Annotated in this window: 13 protein-coding genes; all 13 read right to left on the bottom strand. The window is 62.2% G+C overall.

Translation table 11 applies throughout. The annotated features are described in order from the left end of the window. Positions 1-6: 6 nt before the first annotated feature. The 13 genes from dhaL to oiaX all read right to left on the bottom strand — a co-directional run bounded on the left by dhaL (position 7) and on the right by oiaX (position 13,749). Positions 7-651 (bottom strand): dihydroxyacetone kinase subunit DhaL, encoded by a 645-nt coding sequence (gene dhaL, locus AC1DOG_RS05540; protein WP_477927038.1) that lies wholly within the window; start codon positions 649-651, stop codon positions 7-9. After that, a complete protein-coding gene (locus tag AC1DOG_RS05545; RefSeq protein WP_112943310.1) occupies positions 651-1,667 on the bottom strand; it encodes a dihydroxyacetone kinase subunit DhaK in 1,017 nt (338 codons plus the stop codon). Before AC1DOG_RS05545 ends, dhaL begins: the two co-directional genes overlap by 1 nt. 58 nt (positions 1,668-1,725) lie before the next feature. After that, positions 1,726-3,603, bottom strand: coding sequence for a D-apionate lactonase (gene apnL / locus AC1DOG_RS05550; protein ID WP_477927039.1), 1,878 nt, complete (start codon positions 3,601-3,603; stop codon positions 1,726-1,728). Then, a complete protein-coding gene (locus AC1DOG_RS05555; RefSeq protein ID WP_112943308.1) occupies positions 3,600-4,634 on the bottom strand; it encodes a Gfo/Idh/MocA family protein in 1,035 nt (344 codons plus the stop codon). Before AC1DOG_RS05555 ends, apnL begins: the two co-directional genes overlap by 4 nt. 3 nt (positions 4,635-4,637) lie before the next feature. Then, positions 4,638-5,702 (bottom strand): ABC transporter permease, encoded by a 1,065-nt coding sequence (locus AC1DOG_RS05560; RefSeq protein ID WP_018896822.1) that lies wholly within the window; start codon positions 5,700-5,702, stop codon positions 4,638-4,640. Beyond that, positions 5,699-7,243, bottom strand: a complete 1,545-nt coding sequence (locus AC1DOG_RS05565; RefSeq protein WP_112435306.1) for a sugar ABC transporter ATP-binding protein — start codon at positions 7,241-7,243, stop codon at positions 5,699-5,701. Before AC1DOG_RS05565 ends, AC1DOG_RS05560 begins: the two co-directional genes overlap by 4 nt. 2 nt (positions 7,244-7,245) lie before the next feature. Then, the gene (locus tag AC1DOG_RS05570) at positions 7,246-7,890 is read right to left on the bottom strand and encodes a DUF2291 family protein (RefSeq protein WP_112943307.1); all 645 of its coding nucleotides are present in this window, start codon (positions 7,888-7,890) and stop codon (positions 7,246-7,248) included. A gap of 84 nt (positions 7,891-7,974) precedes the next feature. Continuing rightward, positions 7,975-8,916, bottom strand: a complete 942-nt coding sequence (locus AC1DOG_RS05575) for a substrate-binding domain-containing protein (RefSeq protein WP_477927040.1) — start codon at positions 8,914-8,916, stop codon at positions 7,975-7,977. Between the two features lie 76 nt (positions 8,917-8,992). Further along, positions 8,993-9,820: a phosphogluconate dehydrogenase C-terminal domain-containing protein gene (locus AC1DOG_RS05580; RefSeq protein WP_477927041.1), complete on the bottom strand. Its 828-nt coding sequence runs from the start codon at positions 9,818-9,820 to the stop codon at positions 8,993-8,995. Positions 9,821-9,896: 76 nt separating this feature from the next. After that, positions 9,897-10,334: a D-erythrulose-4-phosphate isomerase gene (derI, locus tag AC1DOG_RS05585; protein ID WP_018896827.1), complete on the bottom strand. Its 438-nt coding sequence runs from the start codon at positions 10,332-10,334 to the stop codon at positions 9,897-9,899. 55 nt (positions 10,335-10,389) lie between these two features. Continuing rightward, positions 10,390-11,148, bottom strand: coding sequence for a triose-phosphate isomerase (locus tag AC1DOG_RS05590; RefSeq protein WP_112943305.1), 759 nt, complete (start codon positions 11,146-11,148; stop codon positions 10,390-10,392). A gap of 2 nt (positions 11,149-11,150) precedes the next feature. After that, complete coding sequence (locus AC1DOG_RS05595) at positions 11,151-12,485, bottom strand: four-carbon acid sugar kinase family protein (protein ID WP_477927042.1); 1,335 nt, start codon at positions 12,483-12,485, stop codon at positions 11,151-11,153. Positions 12,486-12,489: 4 nt separating this feature from the next. Then, entirely contained in the window at positions 12,490-13,749 is a 1,260-nt protein-coding gene (oiaX, locus tag AC1DOG_RS05600) for a 3-oxo-isoapionate-4-phosphate decarboxylase OiaX (RefSeq protein WP_112943303.1), read from the bottom strand. Positions 13,750-13,903: the final 154 nt, after the last annotated feature.

A 13,903-nucleotide genomic window follows, 5' to 3' on the forward strand; every position in this document is an offset into this window, starting at 1 on the left:
GGAGGCCTATTCCGACGTCAGGGCGTTTCGGATGCTCGATATGACCATGGTGGCGGACGCCGCTCCGGGGTCTATATGGCCGAGAGATCGCTCGCCGAGCCGCGCGGAGCGCCCCTTGCTGGCAACCATATCCTTGGTCGCATCGCGTCCCTGTTCGGCCGCTTCCAGTGCTTGTGAAAAGCATTGTCGCAAACCGTCTCCGCGTGCCCTGGCCTCCTCGCAGGCCGCTGCGGCCGGTGCCCAGGCATCCACCATCGTCTTTTCGCCGATCTCGGCCTTGCCGCGGTCTTGGATGCCCCTGGCAAGGGCGGCGAAGACATCGAGCAGATCATCGTCGCCAAGTGTCGCCTTGCCTTTCACTGCTGTGCCAGCCCGCATGAAGGCGGTTGCGTAAAGCGGGCCGGAGGAGGCACCGACAGCATTCAGGAACGCCTTGGCAGCCGTGTTGAACAGCGTCGTCGGATTTGTATCGGCAGGGTCAAGTGCGTCGGTGGCTTTGGCTGCAGCGGTAAAACCGAGCTCCATTGCGATCCCGTGATCAGCGTCGCCAATGACGCCGTCCAGCTGGCACAGATTGTCCCGCTCTGCGGTCATCACGTCGGCGATATCCTGGAAGAGGCGCTGAAGGTCCTTCGTCGTCATCTCACCCATCAGATCGCCTTCCCGCTGCGAAACATTGCGCAATCGCATGGATGATCGATCAGCGCCTGCAATTCGTCATCGAGCGCCATGAGCGTGATTGATGCACCAGCCATTTCGAGAGAGGTGCAATAGTTGCCGACGAGCGAGGTGTGAATGACAAGACCAGCCTCGTCCAGCCGCGCCTTCACCCGGCGCATTATGATGTAGAGTTCCATCAGCGGCGTGGAGCCGAGCGAGTTGATCAGGACGGCCAAGCGGGTTCCCGGCGCGATAGTTGCATCCTTCAAGATCGCATCGAGCAGTTCGTCGGTGACAGCGTCGGCCGGCCTCAGCGTTTCGCGCGAGACGCCGGGCTCACCATGGATGCCCATGCCGACTTCCATCTCATCGCCGCCGATCTCGAAATTGGGCCGCAACGTCTGCGGCAGCGAGCAGGGGGATAGGGCGACACCCATGGTAAAAGTGTGGTCGTTGGCCTTGCGCGCGACACGCTCGACCTCGTCAAACGAGTACATGAGATCACAGGCAGCACCGGCCGCCTTGAAGACGAAGACGTTGCCCGCGACGCCACGGCGCTTTTCTCGCTGGTCGCGCGGTGCGGAGGCGACGTCGTCGGTAGTCACCACGGTGCGTACGTCGATATCGTCCATGGCAAGCATTTCCGCCGCCATGTCGAAGTTCATCACGTCGCCCGCGTAGTTTCCGTACATGAAGAGAATGCCTGCGCCGTGATCAACCGCCTTTGCGCATTCGATGATCGGATCGGGCGGAGGCGAGGCAAAAACGTTGCCGACAGCCGCAGCATCCGCCAGCCCCTTGCCAACGAAACCGAGGAAGCTCGGTTCATGGCCGGAGCCGCCGCCAATCACCAGCCCCACCTTGCCATCGCGCGGGCCGCGCTTCGCAACGATCGATCGCGGCGATCCGTCGATGGCGTAGAGATGGTCAGGATGCGCCGCGAGGATGCCCTCGAGCATTTCATCGACCGCCGCGCCGCCGTCATTGATAAGCTTTTTGGTCTTCACGCTGGTCCTCCCGATTGACGCGTCTGGAAGGCTATAGCTACGCCTTCCAGACGCAAGATCAATCCGAAAGCGCGACGGAGGTCGTCTGATATGGGGAAAGAGTGAGCACGCCGCCCATCAACGCGTCGGAGAGCCGGAGCGATCCGAGATCAACCTCCTGGTCTCGGCCGGTGATGTTGACGATCCAGAGTGTTGCGCGCGTCGCCGCCTTCGTCGCGAACGCCAGAACGCGCGAGGGGTTGGAAGACAGGCACTCCCTCCACTCGGTGCCGGCGAGACCGGCGAGCGTCTTGACCGCGTTGAAGAGCGGGCGGCGTCCATCGGCGGTGAAGGGCTCATCCTGTCCGGCAAGGAGGCCGAAACTTCCGGTCACAGCCGAGAGAGTCAGGCATTCCAGCTCGGCGTCCAGCACCTTTGCCACATAGGCCATCGCAAAGGCTTGCGCGAAAAGAGCGTTGTGACGCGGATCGGTGTTGGCCATCGGTATCCGGCCGCCCTTCGGGTTGTCCATCGTTCGGCTTCCGTAAGGATTCTGCCGCATCGGAATTGTCGATGGGCCGATGCGATAAGGCTTGTCGCCATAGATTGCGCGGACCGATCGCGTGATGAAGGGCAGGGCCTCCAATGTCTGCATGACGCTGAGGTCATCGGCGGCATGGACGATCGGGTTAGTGCAATGGCTGATGAAGGAAAGCGGAGCGGAAGGCACACGCTTGCGGTTGAGCTCGGTGAAATAGCTGAGCATGCCGCCGCCGATGCGAATATCCGGGAATGCCGCATGCGCGGCGTCGTAGACATCTTCGAGCGGCGGGCATTCCGGCCACTTGCTGCCCGGCGGAGTGGATTGGCGATCGACCGATGGCGAGATGATGATCGCGTCCGGCTTGAAGCCGGCATCGCGCATCTGAGTTGCGATCAGCGTCGTTTCTTCAAGGAGCAGCTGCTTGCACGGCAGCGCGATCTCGAGCGTTGATGTGCCGGGATGAAGCCCGGCCACCTCGGCGAAGCGCTTGAAGGCTTCCGCACCATGTCCGGCCGCAGGGTCGAAATGAAAGAGCAGTTCCTGTGGCTTGATCTCGCCAAGCACGGCGCTCGCCGTGACTACGGCGCCCGCTTCTTCCGGCGTTACGATCATGCCGATTGCTGGCATGCGCCCGCGACGCTCGCCGAGCGTCAGTGTCGTCAGCGACGAATGGCCATTTGGCGTCGCAGCCAATGGCTTCTGGCGCTTGTCGGCAATATCGAGGACGATGCGCTGCTTGACCGTTTCACCGGCCGGTATCTGGTAGGGCCAGGGCAAAGCGAGCGGGCGCACATAGGTCTTGTAGGAGGCATCCGACCAGTTGCGCTGGTCTTCCATCTCGAAGACATCGCCTTCCATGCCGCACCGCGCCGTCACGTTGGTCATGACGGTGTGGGTGATCGCGCTCATGTTCATGAACGGCTGCCACGGCTCGATCTGGTCAGGGAACCGCGTCTCGACGCGCTGTCCGTCGGCATGCTCGAYGGTGACGGGCGCGCCGGCAACGCCGACGATCGGGTGAAGAATGCAGAAACCGCAGCGGTTCGTCTCAAAGCCTGTGCCGGAGATCGCATCGGCCTCAAAAACCAGAGGCGAGCCGGCTTGCGCCGAGATGCGCACGCCGATCGACAGCTCGGTCGCATTCGTTCCCTTGCAAAGGGCGGTGTAGCGGACCGAAAAGGCATCGTCCCCTTGCTCAATGGTCAGGTCGGCGATTTCGGGGGCGTAGGTGCCCCAATCACGATCGCGCACGAGATAGGAGACGGCGCGCAGTACCTCCACACCGTCATAGGCGATCGTGCGTAGATTGCCGTCGCTGAGATCAGCGGTCAGCCTGCCCGCGGTGAGACGGACAGGCTCCTGCTCAACCGCATGCGTTCCGTAGATCCGGAAGCCGTCTGAAGGCGTGCTCATCGCAGCATCGCCTTGACATCGACCGTCTGGCCGCTGGCGGCGCTGTCATAAGCTGCCTCGACGAGCGCGAAGGTCTTGAGGTTGTCGGCGCCCGAGGTCGAGGTTTCGCCGCCGGAGGCTAGGCGCTCGGCCCAGTGCTGCTGGATGGCGTAGACGCTTTCCTGGATATTGTGCCAGGGGCGCGATGCCCAGGAGAGCAGCGTCGGCGACACGTCAGAGATCTCGGTGCCGTTCTTGCCTGTTACTTCGAGCTTGTAGCCCTGCGACAGGCGGATGCTGCCTTCGGTGCCGTCGAGTTCGATCAGCGTCTCGGGGAAAGGCTCGGTCGAGAGCTTGGAGGCATAGCTGACATCGACGATCGAGGTCGCGCCGCCTTCGTGGTCGAGCAGGATGGTGGCGACGTCCTCGCCCTTGATCTTGGGGTTGACCCGCTTCGTGCGGGCGCTGAGCGCTGCCACGTCGCCCAGGATATAGCGGGCGATATCGAGCGTATGGATGCCGAGATCTTCGATGATGAAGCGCTCGCCTTCCGCGAGATAGGGCTGACCCGAAAAGACGTCGTAGCCCGAACGGAACGAGAAGCGGCCCCAGAAAGGCTGGCCGATCGCGCCGGATTCCAGAACCTTCTTCACGGCCTGGATCGGCGTCTGCCAACGGAAGTTTTCGTGTACCATCAGGGGCAGCCCGGCATCGGCGCAAACCTTGACCATGGCCTTGGCGTCGTCGAGCGTCTTTGCGAATGGCTTCTGGCAGATCGCCGGCACATTGTGTGCGGCAGCCATCTCGACCAAAGCGCGGTGGCTCTGGACGGTGGTGGCGATGTCGACGAAATCGAAGCCGCCATCGGCGAACATCTGGGCCGCATCGCTATAGCGCCTGTCGATGCCGAACTGGTCGCCGACGATTTTCAGCCGCTCGGGGTCGCGATCGCAGATCGCCACGATCGAAGCCCCGGCAACGTCCTGCCACGCATGCATCTGGTTGACCGCGAAAAAGCCGCAGCCGATGAGTGCGCCATTCAATTCCGTCATTGCTTATCCTGCCTTTGCCATTTGCATGAGAGTCACGCGCTGTTGCAGACGGCGCTGCGCCTGATCCACCACAACCGCGATAATAATGACCAGCCCCTTGATGACCATCTGCCAGAAGGACGATACGCCCATCATGACCAATCCGTCGGACAGGATACCGATGACGAAGGCGCCGATGATCGTGCCGCCGATCGTGCCGCGTCCCCCCGACATCGAGGTGCCTCCGAGGACCGCCGCGGCGATCGCGTTGAGCTCGAAGCTTTCGCCGGTGGCCGGATGCGAGGCCATCAGTTCGGACGAGATGATGAGGCCGACGATCGCCGCGCACAGGCCCGAGAACATGTAGACGAAGATCTTCACCACATCGACCCGGATGCCGGACATGCGCGCTGCACGCTCGTTGCCGCCGACGGCGAAGATATGCCGGCCGATCGGCGTCGAGCGCGCCACGTAGGCGGCAATTAGGGCGAGCACGATCAGAATCCAGATCGAGACCGGCAGGCCCAGCATGCGGCCGGCGCCGAAGACGTCGAAGCCCGTCGTCATGTATTCCGGCTTGCCCACGAGATTGGGGAAGGTCTGGCCGTCGGAGGAGAGCAGCGCGAGGCCGCGTGCGATATAAAGCGTGCCGAGCGTCGCGATGAACGGCGCGACGTTGAGCTTGGTGATCAACAAGCCGTTGATCAGGCCGATCGCCAGGCCGACGGCCAGCGTAATCAGCACGATCTCATAGATGTTGAAGAAGATCGTGTAGCCGATCGGCAGTTCCACGCCGTTGAGGATCAAGGCGCCGGCGACCATGCCGCACAGGCCGACGATCGAGCCGACCGAAAGGTCGATGCCGCCGGTGATAATGACGAAGGTCATGCCCATGGCGAGGAACGCGTTGAGCGCGACGTGCTTCGACATCAAGATCATGTTGGCCGTGGATGTGAAATTCGGCGCGAAGATCGCGAAGAAGATGATCACGGCAAAAAGGGCGATGAAGGTTCTGAGCTTCATCAGCGTGAGGAGAATGGAGCCGCTCGACCGCTTGGCCCCGAATGTGGAAGAGGTGTCCGCCGTCATGACGCGAGCTTTCCTTGGTGTCCGTGACCTTTGGCAGATGCCGCGATGATAGCCTCTTCCGTTGCTTCGCTTCTGTCGAAGACGGCGACCAGCTTGCCGTTGCTGAGAACGGCGATGCGGTCGGAAAGGGCCATGACCTCTTCAAGGTCTGAGGTTGAAAACAAAATTGCAAGGCCCTTGGCGGCCAGTCTGCGCATGGTGCGGAACACGTCCGCCTTGGCGCCGACATCGATGCCGCGGCTGGGCTCGTCCATCAGGAGAACCTTCGGGTTGGTCATCAGTGCCTTACCGATAACCACTTTCTGCTGGTTGCCGCCGGACATCGAGGTGACTTCGAATTCCGGGTTTGGCGCTTTTATGGAAAGATCGCGGATCATGTCGTTGATGCCCTGCCTTTCGGCGCCTGCCTTGATATGAAAGATCCGCGTAAAGTGATCGAGGCTGGCGAGCGTCAGATTGCTGGCGATGGAGAGCACCTGCACCAGCCCTTCGCGCTGACGATCCTCGGGGATGAGGGCAAGCCCCTTCCTGATCCGCCCCGTCGTATCCTGCGCGCGTACTTCCTGACCGTCGATGAAGATCTTGCCGGTTGAGTGCTTGTGGCGGCCGATTACGCATTCGAAGAACTCGCTGCGTCCCGCGCCCATCAGGCCGTAGATACCGAGGATCTCGCCCGCGCGGACCGAAAGCGAGACGTGATCGACGGCCAGACCGCCGGTCCTGCGCGGCAGGCTGATCTCCTCGGCGCGAAAGGCTTCCGGTCCGAGCTCATGGTCGGCTGCCTTGGCGAAATCCTTGGCATCCGAGCCGATCATCGAGCGGACGATCCACTTGGTGTCGATGTCGCGGACCATCGCATGGCCGGTGATCTGGCCATCTCGTAGCACGGTGATGTAATCGCCGATCCGCATCAGCTCTTCCAGCCGGTGCGAGATATAGACGATGGCGACACCCTGCGCCTTCAGTTCGGCGATGACCTTGAACAGGATTTCGACCTCGGCGGCCGATAGCGCCGATGTCGGCTCGTCCATGATCAGGATGCGGGCGTTGAGCGACATCGCCTTGGCAATTTCGACAAGCTGCTGCTGGCCGATCGGCAGGTCCTCGACCATGGTTTCGGCATTGATGCCGGCATCCAGGCGCTTCAGAAAGGCGTTTGCCTTTTCGATCTGCGCCTTGTGATCGATGCCGCGAATGCCGCGGGTGATCTCGCGGGTGGCGAAGATATTTTCGGCCACCGTCATGTTGGCGAAGAGGTTGAGCTCCTGGAAGATCATGCCAATACCGTGCGCCTGGGCGTCGGCAGGGCTGTCGAAGGAGACCGTTTCGCCATCGAGGACGATGCGTCCAAGCGTTGGCCGCTCGACGCCGGCGATGATCTTCATCAGCGTCGACTTTCCAGCGCCGTTCTCGCCGACCAGCACGTTGACCGCGCCGCGCCGGAGCTCGAGGTCGGCGCGCTTGACGGCCACGATGCCGGAATAAACCTTGGACACCTCTTCGAGGCGCAGGATAACGTCGTGTTCGATCGTTTCGCTCATCACTACGGCCCTACCGTCAGTTCGGCCGGGGTCACCAGCGGCAACTGGCCGGATGACGGCAGCGGGAAGGCGCCGGTGACCGTGACGGTCTTGCCAGTCAGGCCGTCGCGCGGCAGGGGCCCCAGGAGCGCGGCATTGATCTTCTCGTTGAACGCCTTGCCGAACTGGGCCCACTCGATCTGGTTCTTGAATTCGTTGAAATTGACGAACTCAAGCGTATCGCGCAGCGCCGTTCCGCGCACGGCGGGGCCAATCTGCACCTTGGCGTCGGCCTTTCCATCGCCATCGGCGTCCAGATCGATCGTGGCGGCGCGCGACGCGGTATCGGCGGCGACAACCTTACCGCTCAGCTTGACCGCATAGGTCCAGGGCGCACTCGCCTGCTTGCGGGGATTGCCGTATTTCTCGCCGGCCTGATCCGGGCTGGAGGCAGCAAGCGCCACGACGTCCTTCAAATCGCCGGCCCGCTTTTGCAGATAAGGAATTGCCTGCGACTGCCAGATGGCCTCGACCTTTGCCGCGGGATCGAAGGCGCTCTTTGCGGTTTCCGCAGCCTTTTCTTCCGCCGTCGGCGTTTTGATGATTTTGCAGCCCGGCAGTGCCATCGCAAGCAATGCGATCACAACCGCGCTTCTGACCCTCGCCATCCACGAAACTCCAATCTTATGGAATAGGATAAGAAACGAAGAGCGCGGATGATCGCGCTCTTCGCCAGTGGTCTCAAGCTGTCGTTACTTGGCGATCGCGAAGGTTTCGAGCTTGGCGGCGTTGTCGGCGTTGATGAGAATGCAATCCATCAACTGCTTCTCTTCCTTGGGAAGAGTCTTGTTCTTGATGTAGGCGTCGGCCTGTTCGACAGCCATCTGCGCCTGTGCGTAGGCAGGCTGCAGAACGGTGGCCTTGATGCCGCCGGACTTGATGGAGTCGCGGACGTCGTTGGAGCCATCGAAGCCGACGACGATCACGTCCTTGCGGCCGGCGGCCTGGAGAGCGGCGATCGCGCCCATGGCCATCGTGTCGTTGCCGGAGATGACGCCCTGGATATCCGGGTTCGCCTGCAGGATGGTTTCCATCTTGGCGTAGGCTTCCGTCTGGCTCCAGTTGGCCGACTGCTTGGCGACCGACTTCAGATCCGGATAGTCGTCGATGACGTCATGGTAGCCCTGCGAGCGGATGCCGGCATTGGTGTCGGATTCCTTGCCGACGAGCTCGACATAATTGCCCTTCTCGCCCATCAGCTTGACGAATTCCTGCGCGCCCAGCTGGGCGCCCTGGTAGTTGTTGGAAACGATCTGCGCGGCGGCAACGCCCGTGGCGTTGATTTCGCGGTCGATGAGGAAGGACGGAATGCCCGCGTCCTTGGCCTTCTTGACGGCGGCAACGGTCGCATCAGCGCCGGCGTTGTCAAGAATGATGGCCTTCGCACCGCGGCCGATGGCGGTGTCGATCATCTGGGATTGCTTGTTGGCGTCGTCGTCATGCGTCATCACGAGCGCTTCATAGCCCAGTTCCTTCGCCTTGGCTTCAGCACCTACGGCTTCAGCCTTGAAGAACGGGTTGTCGTGTGCGGGGGTGATGATGGCGATCAGGTCCGCCGAAAAAGCGGGCATGGCAACGCCAAATGCGAGCGCGCTGGCAAAGGCAGCGACGGTCAGTCTACGTGTCAGTCTCATTGGTTTCCTCCCAAAAGAAGCCCTGTTCCCAGCAGGGCGGTGAAAGGGGAGGGGTTGCCCCCTCCCGGGATCGGTATCAGGTGATACGCTTGATGCTGTCAGCGATCTCCTGCGGTTCGAACACGCGCTTCCAATCGTCCTTCATCAGGGCGGGAATGCCGAATTCGATAGCCTTGTTGCAAGCGTCCGAGAACACGCCCTCGACTTCGCCGAAGATGACGGCGCCGAGTACGTTCAGGTGGCCGAGCAGGAAGTCGCGGGCAGCTTCTTCCGGAACGCCGCGTGCGACGCACTCATCCATGGCCTGCTTCATGACGACGAGCAGCGAAGCGGCAACGGTCTCGGAGAGACCCGGCTCCAGCATCGCCATCTGCTCGACGGTGACGCGGTGCGAGCGCATGACCGGTGCCCAGATCGTCTTGGCGATTTCTTCGCCGACGGCGTAGGCTTCTTCCGGACCCTGCATGAGAGCCGAAACGATGTGCTGCTTAGCGAAGAGGCCGCCGAAGTGGTCCTTCTTGGCCTGCATGTCGGTTTCGTCGTTGAAGATCGGCGGATGGCACGGATGCGTGACGAAGTACGTCAGATCAGGACGCTCCGGGAAGTGGCCAGCGAATGGCGCGGCAGCGTCAAGCGCAACAACCATGGTGCCGGCCTTGAGCTTGTCGTTGATGCTGGCGGCAACCTTGCCGATATGCGTGTCCGGAACGGCCAGGATGACGACGTCGACGCCGTCAAGCGCTGCGTCTACGTCCACGGTCGAAAGGCCGAGGTCGTCCTTCAGGCGTGCCTTGCCGACATCGCTGATTTCGACGTGGCGAACGTCGTAGCGCGAACCCTTAAGGTTCTTTGCAAGCCGGTAGCCCATTTTGCCGCCGGCGCCGAACAGAGCAATGGAAGTCATGTTTCCTCACTTCGTGTTTTGCTGGAATTGTTAACGTTGCTGGTATGATGAGTCAATCACCACCCCAGAATAAGTATTACTTAACCGCGTCGAGCCTGTTGATGGCGTCGACGTTGCCTGCCGAAGCGCCCTTCGGGTCGAATTCGGAGGCGAGCCAGGTGTCGACGATCGACTTGGCAAGTTCCGGACCGATCACGCGTGCGCCCATGGTGATGATCTGTGCATTGTTGGACTTCGCGGCGCGCTCGGCCGAGTAGGTGTCGTGCGTCAGCGCGGCGCGGATGCCCGGAACCTTGTTGGCCGAGATCGAAACGCCAATGCCGGTGCCGCAGATGAGAATACCGCGCTCATGCTGGCCGTCGACGATGGTCTGCGCGAGGTTCTGCGACAGGTCGGCGTAAAAGCCGGCCTGGCTGAGATCGTGCACTTCGAGGCCCGCCTTGGTGGCGAGGTGGGCGGCGATCACGTCAAGCAATGGCTTGCCGGCGCTATCCGCTCCGATGGCGATTTTCATGGTCCGTGTCCTTTCAATCATTCGGGGGCTGGATGAATGGAATTGGTGGCTGCGATCAGATGACCGCGGCAACGCGCTTCAGAATGTCGAGATAGCCTTCGACGGCCCAGGCAGAGCGGCCGATGAAAAGGCCGTCAATGTGCGGTTGCGTAATCAGCTCCTCGCAATTGCCTGGATTGACGCTGCCGCCGTAGAGAACCGGAACCGCCCGACCGAGCACCTTGGCAGCCACATCGGCGATGCGCGCGTGGCGTTCGTCGGCATAGTCGGCGGTGGCCGGAATGCCGTTCACGCCGATCGCCCATACCGGTTCGTAGGCAAGAAGAATTTCCGCGTCCTTGCCTGATGTGGTCACGCGCGCCAGCGCGCCCTCAACCTGCCGCTTCAGCACCGCGTCGGCATCACCAGCGTTGCGCTCGGCAAGCGTCTCACCGATGCAGATCAGCGGGATCAGGCCGTGCTTGACGGCGCTTTCGACCTTCAGGCCGACGGTTTCGTCAGTCTCGCCGAAGTGCTCGCGACGCTCGGAGTGGCCGAGCTCGACGATGTCGAGGTTGCAATCCTTCAGCATCGGAGCCGAGATTTCGCCGGTCCAGGCGCCGGCGGCGTCCCAATGCATGTTCTGCGCGCCGACCTTCACCGAGCTGTCGGCGAGAGCGTTCTTGACCTCGCGCACCGCCGTGAAGGGCGGGATGACGAAGCGCTGGATGTCCGCGTGGCGATCGCCATCGGCGACTGCCAGCTTTTCGGCAAAGGACAGAGCCTCGCCAAGCGTCTTGTTCATCTTGAAGCTAGTGCCAACCCAGTAGCGCATGTTCAAGCCCTCCGTCCGTCGCGGATCTGTGCGAAATAGCCGTCGGTTCCGACCTGGCCGCCCTTGAGCGCGATCTGCAGTCCGTTGGTCGGCGCGTAGTTGCCGTGCGCGGTGCAGAGTGGCGAGCCGGGGGTCTGCGGCAGTGGCAGCAAGGTCGTCAGAGCGTCCACACGCAGTTCCTGCAGCGCGTGGCTCGACGTGTCGCCGCCGGCAATGACCGCGCGGGGCAGCTTTTCGGTTTCGATCAACCGGCGCAGGATCGTGCCGAGAGCTGAGCCGAGGCGATGGCGGGATCCGGGAATACGATCGATATCGGTTCCCTTGTCTGACGATGAGCCGAGCGCCGTGTGCAGGATGACGCTGCGGCCTTCCTTCAGGCGCTGGACGCCCTCAGTGACAGCCGTTTCGATGGCGCGGTCACCGCTTTCGCCGACGAGATCGAGCGGATCGACGGCTATGCCGTCAAAGCCGTTTTCCGTTGCGTTGCGGATCTGCCGTTCGGTGGTTGGCGAGACGCTTCCGGACACGACGGCAAGGCGATCGACCTTGCCGGGCTCGGCGAAGGTTGTCGGTTCGCCAAGCAGCCCTTCGGCCTTCCATGCCTGCAGCAATGCGTATTCGACGCCTGACGAGCCGGCTGTGAACAGGCCGCCGTCGCGCTTGGCCCGCCAGACCTGACGGCCGGCGAGAGCCTGCGACTGGGCGCTGTCCACGTCGATCAGCAGGATGCCATCGAAGTCCGCGATCGTCTCGTCGATGCGCTGGTCGGCATCGGGCGCCGCCGTGGTGACGAGATCGGCGAGCGCTACGGGCAGTGCCGTCTGTTTTGCCAGATGCAGCGTCAGGTCGGCTTCGGCCATCGGCGTCACCGGATGACGGCTCATGACCGGATGGCGATCGATACGATAGTAGCGATCCTGGTAGGCGGCGAAGAGATTGCCGAAAGCGGTGAAGCGCTTCAGCTGCGGCGCGCCGACGACCACAGGTACGACCGGCTGGCCATAGAGTGCCTTGCCGATTTCGATCGCCTTGCCGATGTTGCCAACCGCAGGGCTGGAATCGAAGGTCGAGCAGACCTTGTAATGGCAGATGTCGGCATCGAGCGCCTTCAGCCATTCGAAGATCGCCGGCAGATGCTTTTCCATCCACTCCGGCGTTTCGCTGCGGCTGGTGCCGGCAATGCCGAAGGCGCGGTAATYGGCGAAACGCTTTGCCGTCGCGGTGCTGGGGATGCCGAGGAAGAGCACGGTCGGCACGCCGTTGGAGGCGAGCGCTTCCATGACGTCGGCGGAACCGGTGAAATCGTCACCGTAATAGGTAAGCAGAGGTTTGGTCATGGTCTCAAGCTGCCTTGCCGTCGCCGAACTTCGCGATCGAGGCCGCGAGTTCCGGGTGATCCTTGGCGTATTCGTCGAGCGGGATGTCGGCGACCGCCGCCTGCCAGGCCTGCTGCACGGCGCGTACGCCGGCCGCCGGGCCACCAGGATGGCTGACGATCCCGCCGCCGCATAGATAGAGCAGGTCGGTAGTGCGGCCGGTGCGGTTATAGGTGTCCGGCGCCTGGCCACCCCACTGACCGGAGCCAGCGACTGGCAGCGGGCAGTCGGCCTTGCTGAACAGCGGCGTGCTGACGGCCTTGAAGGATTCGACGAAGCTCTCGTCCGGCTCCCAATACTTGATGCGGATGCCGTTGATCTGGAACTGGTCAACACCGAGCAGGCGCCAGAACTGCTGGTAGACCTTGAAGTCGAGACCGGCGCCCGGATCGCGGGTCAGGATGTCCCAACCGTTGCGATGGGCATGCAGCACGAGGCCCGAACGTTTGCGCAGGAAGCTCATGCCGCCGAAGCCGATCGAATTGATGTTGACGACGGCGCAGTTGCCGCCGGCCTTCAGGACGAGATCGTGATTGCGCATCATCTCGTCTGGATCGGCATGCGAGATGCCGAAGGCGTACATGACCTTCTTGCCGGTCTTCTGCTCGTGATCGAGGATCTTTGGCATGATGGCCGCGACGCGCTCCTTGAGCGGTGAATAGGCCGGGCTCATCAGCTTTTCGTCGTCCTTGATGAAATCGACGCCGGACTCGATGAGTTCGCCGACAAGTTCCGCCGTCTCATGCGGGCGCAGGCCGAGCGCCGGTTTGACGATCGTGCCGATGATCGGCCGACCTTCGACGCCGGTCAGCCGGCGGCTGCCGGGCAGGCCGAATTGCGGGCCGGGGTGGGTGGTGGCGAAGGCCTCAGGCAGCTTCATGTCGACGATGCGGATGCCGCTCATGCCCTTGATCGAGAATACGCCGCCGATGGCAATGGTCATCAAGGCGGAGAGATCCGTACCGATCGCGTCCATCGGGAAGGCGATATCGGCATCGGCGCGGTGGATGGGGCCGCTGCCGGGTGCAACTTCCGGCCAGGTCGGGTATTCCGCATCGGGCAGGTGGCGAATGGCGATAACACGTGCCGCGACGCGTGCCTTCAGCTCTTCCGTTTCGCCGGGAACAGGGACGAACGTGCCGGTCGACTGATCGCTGGCGATCTTGGCGGCCATGGCCTCGACGCTGCCGGTCGTTTCGATGCGGTAGGTAACTGTGATCATCATGAGGTTTCGTTGCTCCTCCTGCCTAGGCCGAAAGTTTGCCATGGCGTCAACTCATGAACTGGTATAATGAGTATTCCAATTTCTGCAACGAAAATTTTTTGAAAGAGCGCATACCGATTTCCGACGACGGCCTTTCGTGCCGGGACGCTAGCAT

It is taken from the genome of Rhizobium sp. 01N48, assembly GCF_056399145.1.

Excerpts from the sequence above, each read along its gene's own strand:
- dhaL (WP_477927038.1), bottom strand. The coding sequence starts at position 651 with ATGGGTGAGATGACGACGAAGGACCTTCAGCGCCTCTTCCAGGATATC.
- AC1DOG_RS05555 (WP_112943308.1), bottom strand. The coding sequence starts at position 4,634 with ATGACGGAATTGAATGGCGCACTCATCGGCTGCGGCTTTTTCGCGGTC.
- AC1DOG_RS05560 (WP_018896822.1), bottom strand. The coding sequence starts at position 5,702 with ATGACGGCGGACACCTCTTCCACATTCGGGGCCAAGCGGTCGAGCGGC.
- AC1DOG_RS05565 (WP_112435306.1), bottom strand. The coding sequence starts at position 7,243 with ATGAGCGAAACGATCGAACACGACGTTATCCTGCGCCTCGAAGAGGTG.
- AC1DOG_RS05570 (WP_112943307.1), bottom strand. The coding sequence starts at position 7,890 with ATGGCGAGGGTCAGAAGCGCGGTTGTGATCGCATTGCTTGCGATGGCA.
- AC1DOG_RS05575 (WP_477927040.1), bottom strand. The coding sequence starts at position 8,916 with ATGAGACTGACACGTAGACTGACCGTCGCTGCCTTTGCCAGCGCGCTC.
- AC1DOG_RS05580 (WP_477927041.1), bottom strand. The coding sequence starts at position 9,820 with ATGACTTCCATTGCTCTGTTCGGCGCCGGCGGCAAAATGGGCTACCGG.
- derI (WP_018896827.1), bottom strand. The coding sequence starts at position 10,334 with ATGAAAATCGCCATCGGAGCGGATAGCGCCGGCAAGCCATTGCTTGAC.
- AC1DOG_RS05590 (WP_112943305.1), bottom strand. The coding sequence starts at position 11,148 with ATGCGCTACTGGGTTGGCACTAGCTTCAAGATGAACAAGACGCTTGGC.
- oiaX (WP_112943303.1), bottom strand. The coding sequence starts at position 13,749 with ATGATGATCACAGTTACCTACCGCATCGAAACGACCGGCAGCGTCGAG.